Source organism: Saliterribacillus persicus (genome assembly GCF_003337485.1).
Taxonomy (GTDB): Bacteria; Bacillota; Bacilli; order Bacillales; family Amphibacillaceae; genus Saliterribacillus; species Saliterribacillus persicus.
Window position 1 is genome coordinate 328,490 of sequence record NZ_QPJJ01000002.1, and the last position, 23,873, is coordinate 352,362.

General features: G+C 36.0%; 17 protein-coding genes. 4 read left to right on the forward strand and 13 right to left on the reverse strand.

What is annotated here, in order from left to right; translation table 11 throughout:
* Positions 1–11 precede the first annotated feature (11 nt).
* The 3 genes from DFR57_RS03675 to DFR57_RS03685 all read right to left on the reverse strand — a co-directional run bounded on the left by DFR57_RS03675 (position 12) and on the right by DFR57_RS03685 (position 2,571).
* The gene (locus DFR57_RS03675; RefSeq protein ID WP_114351795.1) at positions 12–1,301 is read right to left on the reverse strand and encodes a YcxB family protein; all 1,290 of its coding nucleotides are present in this window, start codon (positions 1,299–1,301) and stop codon (positions 12–14) included.
* Between the two features lie 353 nt (positions 1,302–1,654).
* Positions 1,655–1,837, reverse strand: a complete 183-nt coding sequence (locus DFR57_RS03680; RefSeq protein WP_114351796.1) for a hypothetical protein — start codon at positions 1,835–1,837, stop codon at positions 1,655–1,657.
* A gap of 149 nt (positions 1,838–1,986) precedes the next feature.
* Positions 1,987–2,571, reverse strand: a complete 585-nt coding sequence (locus tag DFR57_RS03685; RefSeq protein WP_114351797.1) for a TetR/AcrR family transcriptional regulator — start codon at positions 2,569–2,571, stop codon at positions 1,987–1,989.
* 779 nt (positions 2,572–3,350) lie between these two features.
* On the opposite strand from DFR57_RS03685, the gene DFR57_RS18150 reads away from it, so the two are divergent.
* Positions 3,351–4,355 (forward strand): hypothetical protein, encoded by a 1,005-nt coding sequence (locus DFR57_RS18150; protein ID WP_147269767.1) that lies wholly within the window; start codon positions 3,351–3,353, stop codon positions 4,353–4,355.
* Positions 4,356–5,386: 1,031 nt separating this feature from the next.
* On the opposite strand, the gene DFR57_RS18440 is transcribed toward DFR57_RS18150, so the two are convergent.
* The 10 genes from DFR57_RS18440 to DFR57_RS03735 form a co-directional block, all read right to left on the reverse strand.
* A complete protein-coding gene (locus tag DFR57_RS18440) occupies positions 5,387–5,671 on the reverse strand; it encodes a tetratricopeptide repeat protein (RefSeq protein WP_245937374.1) in 285 nt (94 codons plus the stop codon).
* Positions 5,625–6,374: a tetratricopeptide repeat protein gene (locus DFR57_RS03695; protein WP_245937375.1), complete on the reverse strand. Its 750-nt coding sequence runs from the start codon at positions 6,372–6,374 to the stop codon at positions 5,625–5,627. Before DFR57_RS03695 ends, DFR57_RS18440 begins: the two co-directional genes overlap by 47 nt.
* A 283-nt stretch (positions 6,375–6,657) precedes the next feature.
* Positions 6,658–7,875, reverse strand: coding sequence for an SEC-C metal-binding domain-containing protein (locus DFR57_RS03700; RefSeq protein ID WP_170132896.1), 1,218 nt, complete (start codon positions 7,873–7,875; stop codon positions 6,658–6,660).
* Positions 7,876–8,451: 576 nt separating this feature from the next.
* Positions 8,452–9,855, reverse strand: coding sequence for a glycosyltransferase family 2 protein (locus DFR57_RS03705; RefSeq protein ID WP_114351800.1), 1,404 nt, complete (start codon positions 9,853–9,855; stop codon positions 8,452–8,454).
* Positions 9,852–10,934: a HEAT repeat domain-containing protein gene (locus DFR57_RS03710; protein WP_114351801.1), complete on the reverse strand. Its 1,083-nt coding sequence runs from the start codon at positions 10,932–10,934 to the stop codon at positions 9,852–9,854. Before DFR57_RS03710 ends, DFR57_RS03705 begins: the two co-directional genes overlap by 4 nt.
* Before the next feature lie 2 nt (positions 10,935–10,936).
* Positions 10,937–12,997: a hypothetical protein gene (locus DFR57_RS03715; RefSeq protein WP_114351802.1), complete on the reverse strand. Its 2,061-nt coding sequence runs from the start codon at positions 12,995–12,997 to the stop codon at positions 10,937–10,939.
* Positions 12,998–13,332: 335 nt separating this feature from the next.
* Positions 13,333–14,781: a CotH kinase family protein gene (locus DFR57_RS03720; RefSeq protein ID WP_114351803.1), complete on the reverse strand. Its 1,449-nt coding sequence runs from the start codon at positions 14,779–14,781 to the stop codon at positions 13,333–13,335.
* A 3-nt stretch (positions 14,782–14,784) separates the two neighbouring features.
* Positions 14,785–15,462, reverse strand: coding sequence for a DUF4956 domain-containing protein (locus DFR57_RS03725; RefSeq protein ID WP_114351804.1), 678 nt, complete (start codon positions 15,460–15,462; stop codon positions 14,785–14,787).
* Between the two features lie 11 nt (positions 15,463–15,473).
* A complete protein-coding gene (locus DFR57_RS03730) occupies positions 15,474–16,193 on the reverse strand; it encodes a polyphosphate polymerase domain-containing protein (protein ID WP_114351805.1) in 720 nt (239 codons plus the stop codon).
* Entirely contained in the window at positions 16,186–17,055 is an 870-nt protein-coding gene (locus DFR57_RS03735; RefSeq protein WP_114351806.1) for a hypothetical protein, read from the reverse strand. Before DFR57_RS03735 ends, DFR57_RS03730 begins: the two co-directional genes overlap by 8 nt.
* Positions 17,056–17,715: 660 nt before the next feature.
* Between DFR57_RS03735 and DFR57_RS03740 the strand changes: the two genes are divergently transcribed.
* The 3 genes from DFR57_RS03740 to DFR57_RS03750 all read left to right on the forward strand — a co-directional run bounded on the left by DFR57_RS03740 (position 17,716) and on the right by DFR57_RS03750 (position 23,818).
* Complete coding sequence (locus DFR57_RS03740) at positions 17,716–20,334, forward strand: FecR family protein (protein ID WP_114351807.1); 2,619 nt, start codon at positions 17,716–17,718, stop codon at positions 20,332–20,334.
* Between the two features lie 553 nt (positions 20,335–20,887).
* The gene (locus DFR57_RS03745; RefSeq protein ID WP_114351808.1) at positions 20,888–22,819 is read left to right on the forward strand and encodes a DUF2075 domain-containing protein; all 1,932 of its coding nucleotides are present in this window, start codon (positions 20,888–20,890) and stop codon (positions 22,817–22,819) included.
* Positions 22,820–23,410: 591 nt separating this feature from the next.
* A complete protein-coding gene (locus DFR57_RS03750; protein ID WP_114351809.1) occupies positions 23,411–23,818 on the forward strand; it encodes a helix-turn-helix domain-containing protein in 408 nt (135 codons plus the stop codon).
* Positions 23,819–23,873 lie beyond the last annotated feature (55 nt).

Below are 23,873 nucleotides of genomic sequence, written 5' to 3' on the forward strand. Positions count from 1 at the left end.
GTTCATTTATGCTAGTAAGAAACAGGGGAATATATTATCTTTTCCTCTTGTATTTTATCTGCATTTTTACTTTTCCATTGTACCAGTATATAGATGCCTGTGATGTCATTTATGTTTTTTTGGGCCCCATCTGCATTGATAAGCTTGCTGTTTTCATCTAATTGGTACCGGTCACTTAACCCTAGTAAGCCCGATCCCTTTCCTTCAGTAAAATCAATATCAGACGTGCTAAATTCTACTTCATTAAGAAGAATATCTATTTCTTCATTTAAAGTCATATAAACTTCTATATTTAAGAATTCGACTACCGTTTGTGTTTCTTGAGAGTTTGCACGTTGATTTGTAGCGTAATGTACATCTACATAATGGTCAGGCATAATTTTAAAAGTGATATCCCCCATTTGCCAATATTCACTTTCTCCAGAATAGACTTGGGTGATTTGATCTCTTTCAATAACAAGTTCATTAGCGCGTATAAGTAAGTTAGATAATTGTCTCCATTCTTTTTGGTTTTGATTACTTTCAGACAAAGTATAAACCTTTCTTCCCACTTGATTTATTTTACCCATAGTAACTGAATCCTTCAAAGTCAATTCACTATCTAACAATTCTTTTGGGTCATCATTATTTTCAATTCCCTCAAATAAGTCATAAACATTTTGTTTTGCCAAGTAAGAGGAGTTTTCTAGCCAATTATTAAATAACAATAAACAAAAGAAGAATGCCATCATAGTGACTCCAACCTTCACCAGCTTGTTGGAAACAGGTGGTGTTTGATACTCAATATAGGGTTCTACCCCTTCTTTAAGAATTTGTTTGACGTGTTGGTTTTCCTCTAATTCCAAACAATGCTTTGGTAAAATGATACATTTATTGTCATTTATATAAATAAAATAATGAGTTTCATCTTCTACAACACGGTGAATATTTGCCCATTTATAAAAGTTTGTGCCTTCTGTGAGAGTGAATTCACAGCCATCTACTAGAAATATAATCTTTTTATTCTTAAGCCTTTCATATTTGATAACATACATTTTATACTTTACATAAAACAATAATTCCATAAGCAAAGGACCAATGATAAATGCTCCAATAAATGTGTAAAAAAGCGGATGTATTAGTGCGTATGAAAGAGGAGCAGATTGAAGCAGCAAGATACTAAATTGTATGAGATACAATCCTAATGGCCAAAAGATATATTTAATATAGGAATATCTGTATCTGAATTTTTCAGAAAACGTGCGAACATTTTTAAAGTAAGCCCAAATGTCTTTTGGCTGTAAATCGTATTTAATCTCCATAAATAATCACTTATCTCCCTGATCATTTTATATCATTCTTCTATAGTAGACGGATGGTTTCATTTTAATGTTTCACTATACTGGTAATTACACAAATCTTTTTAGTATTTGTCCGTTCACGCCAATGTGTGTTATAAAATCCCGCTTCTTTTATTTAATGAAAGAGTTGCAAGATTAAGTACAACACCTAACAAAATGGCTAAAACAACAATAGATTATAAAATGATACATGTAAAACGTAAGTAATCACTCCAAACAGGATTTAAAAAATCTTTAATGGAGTCGAACCAAATAGCTAGATAATCATAAAACAGTCCACACCTAGAGATGTGGACTGTTTTATGATTTATAACTTATTGTGGTTTTGTTTTATCTTTATCTTTGAACAGATAATCAATTAAGAGTATTCCGCCTATGCCTAATGGGAAGAATACTACAATATACAATGTATCTTTTGGTACATCATATACACTTGGTAAGTAGCTTAATAGAAACATATAAATGACCATAATAATTATTTTAATTACTGTCTTCAACTTAATCCACCCTTAAAGAGTATTTATTCTACTAATATATCCTTGTAACCTTCCAAAATGATAATTTAATTCAATAATAATTTTATCATAAAATGACAATTACCCATTTTCTTCTAATTCGTTCCGAGAAACAGTATACTGATAAATCTTTAAGACAACCCTTTTAACACAAAATCAGCAATTGTTTTTGGGATATCCTCTACATCCATTTGGGAACGTAGTCTTTTAATCAGGCTCGCATTAACAATATGCAAAACAAATGCTTCTAAAATTTCAGGATCTTCATTGCGAAAGATACCTTGCTCTTGGCCTTCTCTAATCGTCACCTGCAATACATCGCTTAATATATGCCTAATTTCCTCGCCAAATGGTGTGTCTTGTGACAATGTAATCAGCATTTCGTGCAGTTGGCCATACTTGTGATGAAGTAGCAGGAACTCATCAAGAATCAAGCGGATTTTTTGGTCGGCAGGTACAGAAAGATCCACGTCGATTCGCTGTTTGTCACGAATCTCTTCGATAATCTCCATCCCGACCGCCCAAACTAATCTTTCCTTGTTCACAAATCGCCGATAAATGGTTCCTACACCCACTCCGGCTTTTTCTGCAATTTCTTCAATTTTTGCTTCGGTCCCTTTTTCCTTAAAAACCACTTTAGCAGCTTCCATTATTTTATGTACATTGCGATTGGCATCTTTTCTACTGGAAGGAACAGATAAATTTTCTTTTTCCATTTGGCACTACCTCCGATAGCTAAATCTTATCTATTCATTATACTAAAAACGGAATTAAGATTCCATTTTATATTGACAGGAAAACCAAGCCGCTATAAAATTAAAACGGAACCTAAATTCCGTTTTATAAAAAGGAGAGGATGATTAAGATGGCTAATCAATCGAACATCACCGTATTTTTGCAAGGAGGGGAACTCGAATCCGAGAAAATAAAAAAAGTCCTTCGCGATACTGGCAATCTATTCTTTACAAGGCACGATACGGAAAATAGCATTCACGAGGATGCATCTGTTTATCTAAGCGGAAAAACAACCCTGCCACAAGTATTTATAGGACAGTATCCCATCGGCAGTACAAATGATGTAGAAAGGCTTTGGACATCACGTCGTTTTCGCGATATACTACATTTTTTTGCTGAGACACCCGGAATAGACATTGATGCATATAACGCGAAGAGTCTTGCGATTGGGGCAGAAGATTTTAAATTTATCGAGCATATACCAAAAAGCGATGGCACTAACAGTCAAGACCCTGAACAATGGCCCATCTTACACTTCTACAAAGATTTCTTCGGTTTCTGGCCGAACACATTCGTTTATTTGCACCATTGGCCAGAGGTTTATAAACAATTTGTCTATTGCCATAACATGCCTACCATTCAATCTGCCAAAAAGGTACTAGGCCCCGCTATGCTGTGTGCTGTTGCATATTCCACTTCTAATGCACACGGATGTAATTATTGTCAGGTTCATTCTGTTGCTACAATGGGTGATCTGTCCATGACAACTATTGAACAATTACGCCTTTCTCGACTTGAGCAACGCGATGAGAACAATCCATTTGATGAATATTGGGTTTCGATGGCTGATTTAGCGAGCATGGCAACACTTAATCAAGTACCAGAAAACTACCTCGATCGTTTACACGCGCTTGCTGCTGAATCTGGAAAAAGTAGTGCCGTAGTAAATGAAGAAATCATGTCAGTAGCATTAGTGAGTGCTGCCTTTGGTTTTCTCAATGTATTTAATGACCTCGTCGGTTTGGACATTGAAGGTGGCTGGGCTATGGCAGCTGAAGAACGATTACAGCAATCATTTGGTCGCCATGCCGTAAATAGTGATCAAAATCCATCGAATCTTGACCACGCCTTACCTACTGGAGGACCTAGCATAGAGGAGATGATGAGCAAGTATGTCGAAAAAGTAAAAGATACTCCTTCCTACTGTAAAGAACGCGTTGGCATGCTACCTCCATGGATAGCAGCTTTTCCAAAACACTTACAACCCTTACATGCTTCCTTTTACACAGAAGTCATGGCACCGCAGGCACAAAGCCTGTTAACTGCTGAGTTTAAACATATCATTGCGTATGTCTCCCATCTTGAAAAAGAGCATCCCAAATTAGCGGAAGCGGAAGCCTATATGGCACATTTCGTATCAAATGATCAAGCAAAAACACTAAAGCGTATGGAACACGCCTTTGCTATTGCTAGTCAGCGCGGTGGTAACGAGAAACTATTTAGCTCAGCCGAACAAGCGGCCTTACAGTTAGCCTATTTATCCGCTCAAATGCCTTTGATTACCCCATATCGATTTAGTGAAAAAATTGTTGCGCATTTCCCTGCTGATACATGCATCGAATTATTTGTTGTTTGTGGCATGGCTTCCCTAACGCAACGTTTCACTGCCATTATCGATTGGTCACAAGAGACAATTGTTGAGGATTTCTTCCATAAGCATAAATTAGAGAGGGACCTGGAAAAATTGCGCTATCCATTACTTTAGATACTAGGAGAAAGCAAAAGTTCAGCTTTTCTTTAAAAAGCTTAATTGTAGATATTACTTATAGTAAACCTACAAGATATATCGGAAGTCCTTCAGTCACTTCTCTGAAATAGATAATAATTTAAAAAGATAAAAAGTCTTGAATCCTATTTTGATGGATCCAAGACTTTTTTGGGTCTTCTTAAAACGAAAGATAATATAGGTAAGACATATACGGATGGATTGTTAAAAAGGAACTCCTAGTTAAGTAGTATATTTCATGTTACTATAACACTAAATATTTTTGTAAAAATGGAGTTGGTATTATTATCAAAGAAAAAATTTATAGAATAGTAACGGGTGTTATAGCTTTATTAGGGGTTTGTTTTGGAATAATACACTTTACTCCATATACTACAGGACATGATGATGTGATATTTAATATTATTATGTTTTTAATTTTTATATTATCTATATATTTGATTATTATAGATAAGCAGATTAAAAGAAATGATAATGACTAATGTTAGTAGCATTTATTGTAAAACAACTATCATTTTTACATACAAACATCCATGAATATGAAAAGTTTATAATAGAATTAATTGCTATGAAAGCTAACCTTATAGAAGGAACGCCCAAAAAAGTGAACGCGAAAAGTTAGATTCGCTCATAGGGCACCTGTATATATCCCAGCAGTAGAACAGTTGATAAACAAAAGTAGTCCTCCCAAAACGAGAAATTTTTCGTGACTTCATGCAAATTCACGCTATTCCACTCATAAAACACCTCAAGATACGATACCAAAAATAAAAAGAGACTGTCCGTTAGGCCCTTCAAATGACCTTCTTGTGACAGCCTCTCTGCTTTTCACTTATTCCATTCCCAGAAGGAACATCCTTGAGCAATAATGAAACGCTCTAACCATGTAGAAAAATCAATAGATAACTTCTCGAAGTCATCTACAAAATTTAAAAGTGCTCGTCACCACCCGTGATTTGTTTTACTCGACATTATATTGGTGGGAGAGGCACTCACAGAACGCGATAAATTTATAACTCCTTCAACCTCTGCTTTGCCTGATCATCACCTTTTAAAGCAGCTTTTTGATACCAATATTTAGCTTTTTTCATATTCACGTGGGCTCCAATCCCATTCTCATAACAAAGACCAAGATTAAACTCGCCATATGAGTCACCCTGATCAGCAGCCATTTGATACCAAGATATCGCTTCATCCCCAAGGCCTTTTTCCACTGCCTCATGTCCGAGGCGATTTGCTGCAAATACATCACCAAACAGTGCGGATTCGGTAAACCATCGTTTGGATTCTTCCATGTCTACTTCTACCATTTTCATACATATATCCAAGTGTGTACATTGCTTCTGGTACGCCCTTATCGGCTGCTGCTTTGAAAATTTCTAGCGCTCTTGTTTCATTCTTCTCCACATACTCCCCACGTAAATACATATCCGCATAGTTGTTTAGGGCATCAGCATGTCCTTTTTCCGCAGCTTCTTTATAATAAAAATACGTTTTTTCCAAATCATGCTCGACAACTTTTCCAACAAAATAATCATTACCTAGCCAATAAAGGGCATCCGCACTACCGGCATTGGCTGCGGCTTTGAACCAGTCAAAAGCCCATGCATCACGCTGGATTGATTTATAAAAATGACCAAGTTCGAGCTGTGCATCTGCGTTACCTACAAAGGCTTTTACATACAGAGAAATAACTTCCTCTTCTTCCTTTTCATCGATATAGATTTCCACTAGATCATTTGTGTGGTTCATAACTTCAGATAAAATAATTTCCAAATCACGTAATAGAATAGATTTGTATTCTTCCTCAAAAGTAGTTACGTGCTCTAACTGTGTACACAAGATATGAATATCATCAGGAAGATTACTTTTAGAAGGAACACATTCTTTTAAAATCAAAGAAAGTTCTTTAAGAAAATGTTCACTTTTGGTTAGATTTGCTAGGAATTCAGCAGCTTTCGTATAACCTTTTTTAGATAATTCTTGTTGCAAATCCACTTGAATGACACCTTTCTATTAGTAATTTACCTTGAGTATCTCATATTTCATTATAACTGGGAAACTTGGTGAGTGACCCTGCTTCCATTCCACCATGGAAGGAATAACGATCAAGTGGAAGCCTTTACTTAAACGGGTGTCAGGAACTATAAAAAGACAAATGTCCTTATGTAGTATGTAGTGCGTGACACCCTTATCCTGTTACGTGTCTAGAAAATAGGGCCAGACCCTCTTCGCCGACAACTTTTCCATTTGAAGGATCTAACCCCGATCTACCTACTTCCTACTTTCCACAACACTTTTTATACTTTTTCCCACTTCCACATGGACAAGGTTCATTTCTTCCTATCTTTACCACCTCTTTGGGCTCTTGAGTTTTAGACTGTATGGTTGGTAGAGGTTTTAAATGTTTTCTCTCTTGCTGCGCTAATTCGGTCGGAGTATAGCCCTTCAATATCCATAGTCGGGTGTTGTTCATGAGATTGGTTACGTGATCCATTAATTCCTGAACCTCATTTATACCCTCGAATTCAAATTGATCACTAAAATACTCCACAACCTCGTTGAACGTTGCACCATTTTGAATATCAATTACACACTGTTCAACAATTTCGTCAACTTCTTCTTTATCGATTTCAAAAGATTGTTTAAGATGTTTAACCAACTTAACATAGCTTTTGTTTCTTTCCATAAAGTCAGTCTCTCCGGCTTTCAGGAGTTGCTGCTTACTGAATGGATAAAAAGATAGATCCTTCCTCAATGCATGTTCGGCTATGACTGATTCTGGATTTACTACTGCTTGATCAGAAAATCCATGTCTATCGTATTGGTAATCCTCCATGAATTCATTTGCATCATGCATCACTTCGAAATACTCTTTTACCTCGACAGGTTCATTAATATAGGAACCCACCAATTCTATTAACTGTGAACCATTCAACGTTCCATAATAGTATAAAAGACCTCGAGAGAGGTTTAACCACTCCGTATTTCTCTTTACCTTAGACCTAACAGCGAGATTGTTTTTTAACCCTTTAATTTGATCAATACATTCCACTGGCAAGGCTATTACTTCCTTCTCTTGGTTAGTCCCTGTGAATATAAAACCAGTTGTACGTAAATACCCTGCTTGAACTAGACCTATGGATGAAGGGGCAGTGATCTTCCCACCGTTGTTCGCTATTTGTAAGAGCATTGAAAACCGTTTATCATCCCATCTTTTACATATATCCTCTATTTTTTTAGGTACTTCTTCTAGTAACACTTGCAGTAAGTCACCTTTTTTCAAGCCACTAACTCCAGTTACATTTAGATATTTCCTAATATCATCTAATTCAGATTTTGTGAATGCACGCAATCCGTCCTCTAGAGAGAAAGGAATCTCTAAGTCACTCCATACCTTCTGAGACCACTTTTCTAAATGACTACTTCGCAAACCTGTTAATTGTTCTAGTAACTCATTCCTCTCTTGCTCTGACATTGTATCGGATTTGTTTGTCATTTCATCACCTTTTTCTAATTTTTGAAAAGTACCTAATATATATTTCATCTAATTCGGGGTAGCTAACTTCAACTTTTATGAATTCCGCTGAAAACTATTTTTATCTCAAACTCCTGTGACATCCTATCGGCACTAAAGTACCGAGCACCCTGGGAACAGACTCTCAACGCCACATTCATCCAAACGGAACACCTGACCCGGCTGTTTAGTATGTTGAATATGACTAGGCAAGTAATTTGATTACCTTCTGACTTAATTCTACCTAACAAAGGAAAGAATTACATCTTTCGGCTTTTACTTTAGATGATTTGATAAGATGCTCACTACTCTCCTTGTTAATCCTGACATCTTCACCACTTGCAAGTGATGAAAATGCTGCTTGGTTCAGCAATTACAATTGCACGCCTGTCTTAGTTCAACTATATATAACTGCTTACAGCTAGTTACACCGTACACGTAGCAAGGAAAAAAATAAACGCATCGAATCATTTGATTCGATACGCTTATCTTATAATCTAGACAAACCTATCACTTTGTCTTTCGACAGGGTCTGAACCCAATATTTGGCACTAACAGTTAAAAATCCATATGCTTCTGTCGTTTAATAGTACCCCAGGTTTTACGTTTCTTTTTATATCCGATAAAGGAGGTTACACGTACTAATGATAGTATGTATCGGTAGATTGCATTTTCTACTACTACCATAAAAATGGCTTTTATAATATCTAAGGTGTATAATCTTAGCCCTTGTGTGTACACCCGTTGGAAAAAAGCGGTCAGAGATAATAAAATTCCATAGCCTGTGTAGATCAAGAATAAATTAATCATAAAAGGAACATTTAATAAATCAAATTGAAAGGCAAGAATAATCGTCAGAATACCAAACACTTCAATGAATGGTCCTAATAATTCAAACAACCAATAATACAAATAGGAAATAAAGCTGACTGGTTTATAACGAAAACGGAAAAGCATCATCGGATAAGCAACTAATGATTGAAATAATCCTATATACCATCGTCTTCTTTGTGTGAAAATATCACGAAATGACTCTGGCGATTGGCTCCAGCAAATCGCTTCCGGTTGATAACTAATTTTATAAGGTCGGTTATTGTTTAGCATAAACGTATGCAGACGCATCACTAATTCCATGTCTTCTCCGATTGTATCCGTTTTATATCCACCAGTAGCAATCACAACATCCTTTTTAAATAAACCAAAAGCGCCTGAAATAATAAGGTTGCCGCTAAATTGGTCAAGTAAGATCCGTGATGCTAAAAAAGAACGGTCATACTCCACCACTTGCATTCCTACAATCGGGTTCCAAGGCATCCTGTAATCATTTACTTTTCCATCTGTCATGTCTACACATTGCGCAACTCGGACCATCCCGCCAACAGCAATGACTTGTTCGTCCGCTAACACAGGCTGAATAATCTTTTCTAATGCATTGCCTTGAAGTAAAGAATCCGCATCAATGGTGACAAAGTATGGATATTCAGCAACGTTGATTCCCATATTCAACGCATCACTTTTTCCACCATTCGCTTTTTTAATTAAAGTCAAGTTAATCCGATTAACCGTAGCTTCATAGATCGCTTCCTCTTCTTTACACTTCAGTTTACGATGAATCGGGCTATTCGTTTGTTTAAACGGAAAGAATTGAAGTAACTGGTTAGATGTTTCATCGGTGGAACCATCATCCACAATAATAATTTCATATAATTTATAATCTAAGTCTAGTAAGCTTCTTACACTATCGACAATGGTCACTTCTTCGTTAAAGGCTGGTATGATAATGGAAATCGGCATATAATAGTCATGCTTTATTTCATTATTTAACCTAACCATCCGATCTTTTTCAGACAGCCTGATCGCGCCAAATAACACCGATAAGAATAAAAACGTGGTATATAAAAGCATATACGTAATAAAAAGGATGGCCACAACTTCCATAAATCGTTCCACAAATAGATTCATGCAAGCATACCTCCTTCTTCCTCTTCTTCAATATGATAACGTAACATTTCTTTCGCATAGCGGTCGTGACCTGTTAACACATCTAATAATTCTGATTTTGACACATGCATTGCTAGCAGTGACTGACTTGCATTCTTGCGTACATACCAGCTAGCATCCGTGAGCGCTTTTTTTAATGTAGCGATCGCTTTTTCAGATGGATAGGTACGCAGCACATAAACCGCAATAATTCGGATGGGCTCTTGTGAATCTGAAACCATAGAAATTAACAGTGATTCGACTTTAGGATGATGATGCTTTTCAAAATAACGCATCAGTCGGATTTTGACCTCTAAATTGATCTGCTTTTCTTTCAACATATCATAAAAAATGTGCTTATAACGGTCACTCTGATACGTAATAAAACCAATCATGCCTAAAACAATCGGTTCATGAAACGTCTGACGCTCTTTCCATAATTCATCGATCAGCGCTTCACTATCATAAGGATAGCTGAGTAAGCCATCTTGAATTAGTTTGGGATGGTGAAACAGCTCATTTTCTGATAGGTACTGATAGACTTTGATGATCCATTTCGGATCTGATTGCTGATACGTAGCCATAAGGACGTTTTCGCGTAAATAAATACTCGCGTGGTCCAAATATGAAACAAGCGTCCGGTAAATAAGTGGATCTTGCCAGCTATCTTTTGCATAGTTGGCAATAAAACGTGCAAGATAGGCTTTTTCCATCAAGTCGTATTCTTGATAATGCGTTACAAGCTTCTTTATTACTGGTTCTATTTGTGTTAAATAGGCAGAGATAGACACGTTCTCATTATCTAGTTGATGCAACGCTTTTTCGAAAGCAATTAATTGTTTTGTTTTTTTAAGCTCTTTTAATAGCGGCTTGCGATAATCACGCTTCATATACGTTCCTTGCACGATCGCTTGTTGCTGTTCTAGAATCATATGTTTATAGTTTTTGACTACTCTTTCTTCACGGTGATGGTCATACCTTTGATAGAAAATGTAACCGATTGTGTAGAAGAGGATTAATAAACAAATTAATAAATAAAAATAGGTTACAAACACGAACATGCTTAATCCTCTCCTTCCCAATAGGTCTGTACCGCATGATAGGCAGGTTTTATATATTCTTCCACACGCTCTAATTCTTCAATGGGTTGCACAGGAATTTTCACACTAATCGCCGTTTTATGTCGATTAGCTACACTTACGTAAAAATGGTCGATTTGGAAAGGTTCAACACCATAGTGCTGATAGTAATCATCATGAATAGTAAACTTTAGTGGGTCATATAGATTGAGTAATTGATATGGTACACGAATTTCGATCCTACCATCATCTATTGCAACGTCAGCTTCCTGTGCTTGGTTGTTCATAGACGGAGTTAACCTGCTCATTGGTTCAAAAGAATATTGATAGACCCGTGTCTCTAATTCGTTCATCTCTTCTTCTGTAAAAATTTCTTGCTTATGCTTTACATAGTTGACAGGCTCAAATGTATTTGAATCTTTATTTGGATAGTGTATATATGGATTTTCCCCTGTAACGCGTTCTAAAAAATGTTGTCTCACACCTTGGTACCGGTCTTGAACATAGATACTTGCTTCTTGGTTAGGTTCTACCTTGATGAAGAAGTCCATTTCCCGATCAAAAGTAAGATCGAATACATCAGGGTTTTTCGAACCTAATTCTGGGTGTAGATCGAATGCTATATAAATGGGCTCTTCAGCATGTAGATCTCGATCTTCCAGCCATAAATACAAATACGCATGGTCTCTTGTCATGGACACATTTTCGGTTGTCTCTTGCCCATCTTGCCAATCATCCTTTTCACCATCTACCGACATTAGTACTTGATCACGATAAGGTTTAAAGCCAATTAAACCAAAATGTTGTGTCGATGTCAGTGGATCGTGCCAATCGTTAATTTGCTGAAGATCTACTGCATAAGATGTTTCGAGGGTGCGACGATCCCAAACATCTTGCCAAGAACGAATCACAACACCATTAAATCCTACCGCATCAAATCGCTTCAGATGATCGATGATTTGTGTCTCTTGTTTGCCTTCATGATTGAAGTAACTTGCACTCGGATAGCCAACACTCGTGATCACAACAGGTACCTCATGTGCTTGATAGAGTAGGTCAAAATAGTCTGATACATCTGGATAAGCTATTTTCTCTTCAGTTGCAATCAACGGAAGGGGCTCATATTCTAATTCTTCATACGCATAGCTGGCAAACAGCCCTGCTTTCATTTCAGCTGTTGGCTTTATATGGTCAATCGTAAAGGTGTTATATTTACCTACCTGTCTCGCATAAATTTCTTGATATTTAAATGGGTCCATGATCAACGCACTATTAACCGATACCGGGCGTTGCGTATCGTATTTTCTTGATTCATAAACAACTATATCTTCAATAATTTCTGCCATCATCACTTCAAATGTTGTTGCTTCTGACGTCGTGGTAACGTAATTGCCATTAAATGCCGCTGACGGATCTAATGTTTGGTCGATATAGGCAAGCAAGTCCTGATTCCATTCATCACCTATTACAAAACCAATAACCCATGGGGACACATCATAGCGGTAAACCCCGGAACCTTCGTGTTCATTTGCAAGCATCACTTTTCTGCCATGAATAATATCAACTAGATTTCTTCCCGTTTCCGTTAAGGTTTGATAGAAAGCCAGATTTTCTTTATTTTTATTCGTTTCCACTTCATCTGTCATGACTTGCATGCCTTGGAGGAGATAAAGCGGTTGTTCCTGGTCCTTATTATACTGATAGAGAGCATGATAAAATTGAGGATCATAGACCTTAGAAGCACGAATCGTATTAGCTCCCATCTGCTGAATCATCTCAAACCAGCGCAGCCATGTTTGTTCCTCAATGGAAAAATCTGTTCCTCGTTTTGGCCCGTAAGAACTGTCCACTTCAACCCCTCTAATCACAAAAGGTTTTCCCGCTTCCTCTTGTTGATGGTAGATCACATCTTTTTCAATATAGAAGGGTGTTGAAATTGCTGATTCCTTTTCAAAATCAATATAATAGCCTTCCACGTAATAAAGATAATAGCCGAACGCAATAATCAGTAATAGCGAAACCATCAAAATTAAAAACCGCTTCATCTCACCCCTCCTTTTGGTTTAGACTCTTTATTCATAACTTTTGTAGCTAAAAGAACCCTTTTTTGGCTTTTGCTCTAAATTTTAGGCTCTATTCGAAAACTTTGTTGCTTATCATAGTTCGGATTTGATATAAACTGCGGAGTAACCCTTTAGATGGATTTGCTTTCATCCACTCTATAATAGTTTAGATGTTTAGCCACCGTTCCGGCAGAATACTCCGCTTTCCATAGCGCTGCACTAGCACTCATCCTAGAAAGGATGGATGAAGACACAATAACGTTACGACGCATACATTTATCATGTCTACAAAATATCAATCTATTAGATCACAGCCTTTATTTAATAGATTCATGACTATGTCGAGATGGATGACTATATTGATAGAGTGTGTCGATATTTGTATCCAGCCAATCTCCACGCTTCTCCAGATAATCTTTTACTTGATCGACTGCCTCTTGATAGCTCGTGTAGTTACGTTCGGATGGTTGAAGGTGATTATCTTGGTCATAATGGTTAAGGTCATACACATCCCCCCAACGATTGTTATTTCGCTCAACAGCTTCTCCTAAAAAGTCAATTGTGTCGTCTACATACTGTTGAAGTCGTTCTGTTTGTAACTTTGTCTTGCGCAAATGGTGATAACGCCTGATTAAGCCATCAACAAAAGCTTGATCTTTTAATAGTTGTTCGTAAAAAATACTCTGCGTCAAGGAAAAACCAGACGCATCAAACGTGATGACCTGATAGTTATTTAAAGAATTATTAAAGTCCCAAACGACCGGGGTTAATCCTCCCCTCAAATCACGATAAAAGTACGTCGAATAATGGCCGGCATCAACATTTCGGAACAGTTCATTGATAATAAAGTAATCATAGAATGCTTGTACATTCAGTAATTTTCTGTATTGATTTTCTTCATCCGCATATGGTATTTGATAAATCGAATGGGCAATAAAAGAAAAGTCCTGATTCACAAATTGTTGGCGTTCCTCTGTGTATTGGGTATTTGTCGGATAGTTTATTTCCGTACCTGATGGATATACTTTATACGTATCCATTAAAAAATCATCCAGCGTAGCATTCATTTTCTTGGGTCGGTCCACGAGAACCAGGTAATCGGTTTGTTGACTATTTTTTTCAGGTGTAGCAATCGGGACGCGCCCCACCCCTTTAGAGACCTTTTCCATTACCAGATAAAGTCCTTCATAGCTATGATCTAGAAACACTTCTACAAACCGGACATCCGGTGCAAAGGGCATGATCTCTCCTGCCAAATTCATCGCCATATAATTACGAATAAGACTACGGTCTAAATACGGTCCATGTAGTGCCCAGTTATTATCTGATTCCATACCAAGTAAGGAAGTATCTTTATCATTGTTATCCTCATCAATAAACCGAAGCGCATACGATTTTTTATCAAAAAACCGTGACGAGTGTCCTCGATAATGTATCATTGCCGATAATTTTAAAGGCTCCATATTTTCTTGATATAGTGTAAAAGCTGTTTTAATTTCACTTTCACCTTGTTCAGATAGTTGATAATAATAGTCCTTGTTATTGATAATAGGTGTACCAGGTATTCGCTGTCCTCCTGTTTCCATGCTTATGACCGGTAAATCCGTCTTCATTTCTGTAAAATCGAGTACTGTAGTTGATTCACTATTTCCTTGTTGGTGTTGATGAACACGATTGGGAAAATTCTCATCGTCTCCTATTGCTATCCAAAGCACAAAACTGGCTAAACCAATAATCATCAGACTAAATAACACCCTATGCTTCATTGTTTAACCACTGATTTCATCGCTTTGTGTAACAATATTGACATAATCAATACCTCCTACTTTATAGAGGAGTTCGGTAATCGTTAATTCTTTTTTCTCTTCTTTTTGATAGTCTTTTCTTGATAATTCATAAATCCATTCAATGCTTTCATCTGTTGTATTTTTCACTCTTAAAAAGGCTTTTTTATTAAATTGCTTAAAAACAGTACCTTCGACATTCATTTCACTGGAACGTTGTGCTTTTATAATTAATAATAAACGCTGATTATTGGTAACACGACCAAGGAATAATAAAACAATAAAAACAACAATACTCCCTACACCTGCGACAAGAAAATCACCGGACCCGCAACCAATTCCAACAACGATCGCCCAAAAGATATACGTGGTATCACGGGAATCTTTAATCGCCGTACGGAAACGCACAATCGAGAGGGCTCCGACCATCCCAAGTGATAAAGCGATATTATTACCAATTACCGCCATTACCGTTGCAGTTAAGATCGTTAACGTAATTAATGAAACATTGAACTTTCGACTGTAAGCTGTACCAACATGGGTGTACCAATAAGAAATATAAATGGCAAAAGCAATGGCAGTAGCTACTGTTAAATTAGTTATAATATCTATTAAACTTAAATCCATATTTTGTCCAGATAGTTGATTCAATATGTCCTGCATTGTTACCCTCCTTAAAACAAATAATGTTTACTAATTTTTCGACTTAAACAATACTTACTTACTGATAGTTGCTCTTTTTCTAATTCTTGTAATATGTCCTTAATATATTGCAAGAGAAAACCATCGTATTTTACTTCCAACACGACATGACTTGGATCAAAGAATGGCATTTCGGGCAGTTGATCTGAAAAAATATCAAAGTTACTTTCTGTTCCTCGAATCATCTGATCAAATGTTACCCTAATTTTATTTTCCTTTGCGACAAAAGCATCACGTTCATAGGTAACCACGGACTTTGGTCTGTAGACATGTTGCATCATTATCTGGTAGCAATCGAGTAAAAATGGATGGCCTATTTCCAAAAGCAACGAATAATCACCTTGAATTAATCGCTCCCCCTGCGCTTTTGTCAGCCGGAAAGATGTTTTCTTTTGATTGGATCCCTGTTTTTTCTTTAATTCTAGTAAACAAAAAGAAGGATCATGCATATACGTTCGTAAACGACATTTACGTCTCAACTCAATTCCTTCTATTTTTTCATGGTAGTCACGATCATCTAATGAATCAAAATAGAGAGAGCGAATGGTGTATCCATCTCCCTTCCGATGTCGATAATGGTTATGCTCACTATGGTAATCGCGCTTCAATACTTGAGCAATTTGGTGACGCAATTTCAGATGCTGATCTCGAGTAATAACAAATTTCATTTCTTCTCGAAACACATTATTCATTGTTAATCACCTCTCGAAACGCATGATAATCATGAAAAGCAATATGAATCGTTTGGTCGTGATAATGTTGGATTAAACGATCCGCATTTTCTAAAGCCGCTAATCGCCCTTCATGAAAATACGTGTTCATTTCAATCAGGCCATGTTCACCTGGGCGTTTGAATTCATAGATCGTTGTTAAAGGTTTCCCTGCATTTTTTGCTTCTTCTGCTTCGAACTTAAGATTGGCTCTTTCATTTTCACGATAGTAATTCATAATAGCCACTTCCGTTGAAGCTTCGTGAATAAAAGATGTCAAGACCTCTTGATACCCTTTTGTATCATAAAAATAAGGAATCACCACAATCAGTTCTAGACCTTCTCGCTTAGCAGCTTGATAGAGGTTTTTCATTCCCGATATGTATGATTGTTGCACCTTCTCATCCTCCCAGTCAAAATCATCTAATATATAAGGTTCAACATCAATCACAAAACCTTGGATACGCTGATTTTTTGGTAACTGACGATTTATTTCTACAATCCGGTCTAATTTGTCAATCATTCCTTCTCCGGTGGGATCAAGGGCCCACTCTGGTGTTCCAGACAATCCGTACACATCAATATCATTCTTGGTGACATCTGAGACAAATGAAGTGATTTCTTTATCGGTTAACTCACTGGAAAACGACTGAAATAAACGGTCAAAGTCATATTCAATTAAATCATTTAATAGTTGGGTTTGATTAAGGGTAATTTCTTCGGATGACCATGAAAAAATTGAAAGCTTTGTACTCACTTGATTTGAGTCTCTTCCTAGCCAGAAAATAGAGAGAATAATCACTAAACCGATCAGTAGAAGTAATAATTTTTTGGGGGATCGCATACTAAACCTCCACTAGTTCGTCAATAGACCTAATTATATCATTACATTGACAGAAAAATACGATTTTTTTTACAACTTACGACATGTTTTGAACTTATAAATACATTTTATATAAAAAAAGGGGGTCAGATTCCTCATATGGACAACTCTCGATGTGAAGAATCTGACACCATTTTTCTCAAATAACGTTTCTTCTATACTCTGTTTTTCATCCAATCGATGTTGACTTATCGTATGGAAGTGAGGGAAGCCTCTCTAGTTGCTGGGCGTTTGCGCTCGACGTGGCTGACTCTGCATGTTATCCACATCCAGTAAATTTTATAAAAAATGGATATAGAGTAATTTATTTACACAGGTATAAAATTCGGGTATCCGAGAGTTATTATTGGACTGGATATGGTTGTTGACTGTTGAATAAAAGTAATACTCCATATAGTTTGTCGAAGCCGGATACACTGTATTTACTTTTGATCCATCTGAACAAGAAGAATCATTAGATTTCCCATATTAGAATGTAAAAGGGGCACAATATTACTATATAATCAATAAAAAGTACGATTACATTACTAAAATTATATATACTTATTAGTATAATTATAGTATTTTTATTTTATAACTATCGAAAAATTCTGTTAATTATTCGATAGAGGGAGGTTAGAAGTGAATAAGAAAAACATGTTAATTGGTATTCCCGTTCTTTCCCTTTTTATTTTAGTCGCTGTGGTTGTGTTTAATCTATTTATGAATACAGAACAAACAGTAATAAATGATGAAGTGATGGAAGTAGAAGCGGAAGAAATGAAGTCTACCACGATAAAGGAAAAAGAATCAGAGGATGTAGTGGCTCTTTCAATTACTATTTTACAGGCTTCTAGTAATGTTGTGGTCGAACGCGAGGAAGAGAAAATACAAGCAACAGAAGAAATGCAAATTTTTACTGGTGATAGAATTACGACAGTGGATAACAGTAATGTAGAACTAGCAATAAATGAAGATGAAAAAATATTACTTGGTGAAAATTCTCAGATAGAAATACTAGATATTTCATCAACAGAGGATGGTATGAGTGTTCAAATAGAGCAATCATTCGGATCCACCTATCATCAAGGGAATCACCGTGATGGTTATGAGCTTGTTGTAAATGATAGTGCCATAAAGCCATTAGGGACTCATTTTATTGTGTCTATAGAACCTAATACAGGTATGACATCTATATTTGTTGCATCAGGGATTGTACAAGTTGGTACGCCTAAAGAAGAGAGGCCTCCTTCCATTGTGTATCCATCACAAGTTGTCAATGTCGAATCTAATAATCAAAACAACATACCAGAGCTAGTAGACCCTAGTAACATGGCAGCTATTCCTGATTCGGAGATTATAAAACAAATTATTAAGAACAAGGCTGACATCGATAAAGAAAATGATATGTTACTGCAAATTCTTTCTGATAATCATGAAATACCTGCATTACCTAAGCAGTTGGACATGGATGTTATTCCCGCTAGTTTAATGCATGCATTCAATCAATTATTTGAGCAATCCATCCTACAGGGAGATATGGAAAAAGAAGAATTAAATGACCTTATAAATCAGGCTAATCAAAGGTTGCTTAAAGAGAATCGTTTTTCAAGTCTTCTTATACAAGAGGATAAGCTATTACAAGACTTGAGGGAACAGCAAAAAAGGCAACAAGAGTGGGTGAACGACTACCAAAGTGAACAGGAAAAAGTGAACCGTGAGAAGAATGTCATCGATCAAATGGAACGTGTTCTTCAAGAGAAAGCAGAACAAAAACAGAGAGAAGAGGGACAAGAAAGATTAGCGGATGAGCGTTTAAAAGAAGCTCTTAATAAAATGAAAGCGTTACGAGCGGAGAGGGAACGTGAAATAGAAGAACAGCGTCAGCAAGAAATGAAACAAGTAGCACATGATCGATTAGCTAAAGAAAAACTAGAGATAGAACGCTTAGAAAGAGAACGTGAAGAAGAACGTCAACGCGCGGAACAAGAAAGATTAGAAGAAGAGGAACGTCAGCGACAAGAGGAAGTTTTTAACCAAAAAGTATCACTGATAGAACAGTTGATAAATGAATTGCCTCAGTCATTTGACATTAATCTAGCAGATGGAACAGAGAACATTTTATTATCTGATTTAATTGCAATTGACGAGAAGATTCAACTCACTGTCACTACTGGACATGCTTCCGTTGCAACAGCTGAAATTGTGGAAGAGTCGCTAATCATCTCACCACGGGAAGCGGGAGAAACGACTGTTCATTTAGCCATTTCATTTGGTTCATTTGAAACAGTTATACCATTTGAAGTAGTTGTTCATAGTAAACCACTTCATACAGTGCAGGATTTTGAGATAAAAGATACAAATCCATTACGAGATGCATACAACTTATCTTTATCGTTAACAAGAGCAGAGGATGAATCGAATATATCTCACTACACGCTTTATTGGGCAGATGCTAATATGGCCATCATAGCCGATTCTTTTGCAACACTTGAAAAAACAGGTGAGAATTTACATTATTCTTTGTCTGATAATAGCTCTATTCCGGAAACCGCGACAGGTATCGTCATATTTGCGAAAAATGATTTAGGTGAATCAGATACTTACAAATATGTAGAAATACAAGATTATAAAAATTACTCTGTTGCCGGTGAATTACAGGATATAGAGATGTTTGTGAATGATGAACGAGGGTTAGAGATATATCATGTTTTCCTTGATGAAAATGGTGGAGATATTTATGAAGCATTATATGAAGGAGATATACAGATAAAACTACAAAGTGAAGACGAGCCACTAGTACACGCCTATGAAGATGGTGGGTATTATGTTAGAGCGAATGACATCGATGGAACTACGACCGTTCATGTTCGACTAACAGAGGGAAATAGTGATGTAGTATTGGCAGAGGCATCCTTTCAAGTAACCGTTAATCAGATAGAATTGCCACCACCACCGCAAAATATTTATTTTGAAAGTTATAGTCAAGATCCATATTCTACCGAAGGTTCGCTTGAAATTATTGGAGCTGCAGATGAGTCAAATATTGATGGATATCTTCTTTATTGGTCAAATGATAACAACGAAAAGCTAGCACATTTAGGGCATGTATCACCATCTGAAGGAACATTTGAGTTGTTTCACAATGTCTATCCAGGTGCAACTAGAATCATAGCGTATTCTTATAGTGGAGAATTTGAATCTGAAGAATTCGCATATGTTGATTTATGGAACATGAACATGGATCCTGTACTTGAGTAGAAATTAGTAATGGAGTAAACACACATTCACTAGGTTTCAGATGAATGTGTGTTTTTCTGTGAAAAATTATGACAATAGAAAAGGTAACGCTGAAAGCACAGGTAAAGGCAATTAAGGAAAGTAATTTTTATAACTGAAGTTCCCAAAGCAATGGCGAAACTAAATAAATAGTTAGTCGATGATTTTTGGAGTTTGAAAGTTTTAGTATTACATACAAAAAAGATTGTGTAGTAAAAGTTGTAGTTGGAGTGACGTAATTAGCTCTATTTTCTTCCGAGATAGTTTTAACATCATACTGGTATATGATGAAACAAGACATTGCGAGATACGCTAAATGAATCAGTAACATTTAATTAGATGATTTATTTTAGGTTAGTTAGACTTGGCTTATATATCAACATTATTAAGAAAGACTGGAAACCAGCCCTTCTAATCATTAAAAAGTCTTTTCAGCTAGTACTTATGAATTAAAAATAATGTTAGAATAAAGGAAACAATCTTAATTTAATTTTTAACTAATAATCCTTCATTAGCGCTAGAAAGGAAGAATTAAATGATTATATATGAAGCGAATAAAACTGAATTTATTTCTGATGTAACCAATGAACTATTAGTAGAGCGTTTATATCAATCTTATCAGGAAAAGATAGGTCGAACTTCGAAAAGTGAAATTTTATCATGGGAAAATTCCTTGCAACGAATGTGTAATGTCATGCAGGACAGAGAAATACCAAAGGATGCTTCTGTTGCCATTGAATTTAAAATCCCTAACACCTCTAAAAGGGTAGATTTCTTAGTGGCGGGTAATAACGGCAATCAAGATCATGTAGTAATTGTAGAATTAAAACAATGGTCGAAAGTTGAGAAAGTCGAAGGAAAGGACGCACTCGTAAAAACATATCTAGGTAGAGGAGAGCGTGCAGTCACTCACCCTTCTTACCAAGTCTGGTCTTATGCAGCCCTTATTAAAGATTTTAATGAGAATGTACAGGAGCAACAAATCGAATTAAACCCTTGTGCTTATCTACATAACTATAGAAAAACCGATGATGATCCACTTACAGATGCACATTATAAAGAACATTTAACAAAAGCACCTGTATTTGTTAAAGGAGAAATTCAGAGATTAAGAGACTTCATTAAGAAATATGTTAGATATGGTGATAATCGTAATCTAATTTATCAAATTGAACATGGAAGGATTCGTCCTTCAAAATCATTACAGGATTCTCTTAGTAATATGTTAAAGGGTAACGAAGAATTTATTATGATTGATGAACAAAAAGTGTTCTATGAAGAGGCATTTCACTTAGCATTAAATGCGTTAAAACATCATAAAAAGCAAGTTATGGTAATAGAAGGAGGACCAGGTACTGGGAAATCAGTAATGGCAATTAACCTTCTAGTAAACTTGATTAAAGAAGAGTTAATGACACTATATGTCTCGAAAAATTCTGCCCCAAGAGATGTGTATGCCTCTAAACTAAAAGGAACAATTAGAAAAACGGAGATAGATAATTTATTTAAAGGGTCTGGGAGTTTTACTCAGTCTGATTTAAATGAGTTTGATGTCATTGTCGTAGATGAAGCTCATCGTTTAAATGAAAAATCCGGTTTCTATGGTAATCAAGGGGAAAATCAAATTAAAGAATTAATTAAAGCTTCTGCCTTCACATTATTTTTTATTGATGAAAACCAAAAAGTCACTCTAAAAGACATTGGTAGTATTGACTTGATTCAAAGATTTGCAAAGGAGCTTGATGCAGAGCTAATCACAGGAAAGCTAACTTCTCAGTTTAGGTGTGATGGTTCAGATGCTTATATTGCCTGGTTAGATGATACGCTGCAAATTAGGGAAACAGCAAATGCTGACGATTACGGAATCGATTATGATTTTCGTGTTTATAATAATCCTCATGACATGCTAAATGAAATTGAAAAATTAAACAAACGAAACAATAAATCCAGAATGTTAGCAGGATACTGTTGGGAGTGGCCGACATCAGAGCGAAATAATACTGATCATAAGGATATAACTATTCCTGAACATCAGTTTGAAATTAGTTGGAATTTACAAGAGAATATATGGGCTATTGATCAAAATTCAGTTAAGGAAGCGGGCTGCATCCATACTGCTCAAGGTCTGGAATTTGATTATGTAGGGGTTATTATTGGGCCGGATATGATTTACAAAGATGGTGAAGTCGTCACTGACTTCACCAAGCGAGCAAGAACTGATCAGTCTTTAAAAGGAATTAAAAAAATGGCGAAGCAAGAGCCTGTTAAAGCACAAAAAGCAGCAGATCAAATCATTCGAAATACTTACCGTACTTTGATGACTCGTGGACAAAAAGGCTGCTTTATTTTCTGTTCTGATCCAAAACTGAATCAATATTTCCAAGACCGAATTAAAAAAATCGATTTATATAATGATCTGTCTCCTGCAAAGGTGGACAGGGTTGCTGAAGATAAGGAACAGTATTAGCGGTTTTTTAGAATCATATATAATGCGGTACTTAAATAAATATCAAACCCAATAGTTTCTTTCTAGATTTTGCACTAACCTTTCTTATTAAGCGACAAATAGATACAATTATGAAATAGTAATACGACTAAAAAAGAGTAGAGTTACTAATCCGTTTTTTATCGTTAATGTAGAGATTTAGTAGGTCAAGGGAGAAGCCAGTGCCTAGAATGAGTGCTCTTCTCCAAAAATGATATATGGAGCGAATATCCCAAGGCCTTGAGCTATTAAATAGGTTAAAGTAATAACTATTTCCACTTTAATATCTTTTACTCTTTACTTGTTAATCGTACCAAAATAAGAATTTGTAAATACTTCGATGTGCTATGATTCTACTTTCTCGTTGAATTACTCTTAATCACTGTAGTAGCATTATATATTTTAAAAATCACCTTAGTGTCTATACCCTAACTTTATTTTCTAGTAACATGCTTAACTAAGTTAGATTAACAAAAAATATAACTATATTTGTTATTTTATTCCATAATAAACACTATAGTGTGTGTATTACCAACCCTCGTTTTAAGAGAATTGATAGAGGGTTGTAAAAAAATGAAGGATTACACACGAGAATCTTTTAAAAAAGAATTCGGTCAATTGGTAGTAAATTACCGAAGAATACATAATCTAACGCGAGCACAATTAGCTGAACTGATGAATATAAGTGATAATGGATTAGCGAGAATTGAAACTGGTGATAATGAAGCAAAGTTTTATAATGCACTAAAATTAACGCATCTATTAAAAATCAATAATCACACAGTAAACGATCTTTTCTTAAAATATGCATCAAAGGAAATAGAGGAACAGAAAGCAGCATCCAAAATTAAGTTAGAGCCCCCTGTTAAGCAACAGATGAACGCTAAAACTTATCGAATAACAGAGGAAACACTTGCTATTAAACCTAATTTTGATGCAAATGTATATGGTAATTTAAAAGTGAGCCACCATAGCAATTGAAAACTGAGCCACTTTTGATAGAAAATAACCCTAATGACATATTAGGGGGAAGTAT

Bases quoted from the DNA above. Each gene is read 5' to 3' on its own strand.
- DFR57_RS03720 (WP_114351803.1), bottom strand. From the start codon at position 14,781: ATGAAGCATAGGGTGTTATTTAGTCTGATGATTATTGGTTTAGCCAGT.
- DFR57_RS03750 (WP_114351809.1), top strand. From the start codon at position 23,411: ATGAAGGATTACACACGAGAATCTTTTAAAAAAGAATTCGGTCAATTG.
- DFR57_RS18440 (WP_245937374.1), bottom strand. From the start codon at position 5,671: ATGGAAGAATCCAAACGATGGTTTACCGAATCCGCACTGTTTGGTGAT.
- DFR57_RS03705 (WP_114351800.1), bottom strand. From the start codon at position 9,855: ATGAATCTATTTGTGGAACGATTTATGGAAGTTGTGGCCATCCTTTTT.
- DFR57_RS03700 (WP_170132896.1), bottom strand. From the start codon at position 7,875: ATGACAAACAAATCCGATACAATGTCAGAGCAAGAGAGGAATGAGTTA.
- DFR57_RS03715 (WP_114351802.1), bottom strand. From the start codon at position 12,997: ATGAAGCGGTTTTTAATTTTGATGGTTTCGCTATTACTGATTATTGCG.
- DFR57_RS03685 (WP_114351797.1), bottom strand. From the start codon at position 2,571: ATGGAAAAAGAAAATTTATCTGTTCCTTCCAGTAGAAAAGATGCCAAT.
- DFR57_RS03710 (WP_114351801.1), bottom strand. From the start codon at position 10,934: ATGTTCGTGTTTGTAACCTATTTTTATTTATTAATTTGTTTATTAATC.
- DFR57_RS18150 (WP_147269767.1), top strand. From the start codon at position 3,351: ATGACAACTATTGAACAATTACGCCTTTCTCGACTTGAGCAACGCGAT.
- DFR57_RS03745 (WP_114351808.1), top strand. From the start codon at position 20,888: ATGATTATATATGAAGCGAATAAAACTGAATTTATTTCTGATGTAACC.
- DFR57_RS03735 (WP_114351806.1), bottom strand. From the start codon at position 17,055: ATGCGATCCCCCAAAAAATTATTACTTCTACTGATCGGTTTAGTGATT.
- DFR57_RS03675 (WP_114351795.1), bottom strand. From the start codon at position 1,301: ATGGAGATTAAATACGATTTACAGCCAAAAGACATTTGGGCTTACTTT.
- DFR57_RS03730 (WP_114351805.1), bottom strand. From the start codon at position 16,193: ATGAATAATGTGTTTCGAGAAGAAATGAAATTTGTTATTACTCGAGAT.
- DFR57_RS03725 (WP_114351804.1), bottom strand. From the start codon at position 15,462: ATGCAGGACATATTGAATCAACTATCTGGACAAAATATGGATTTAAGT.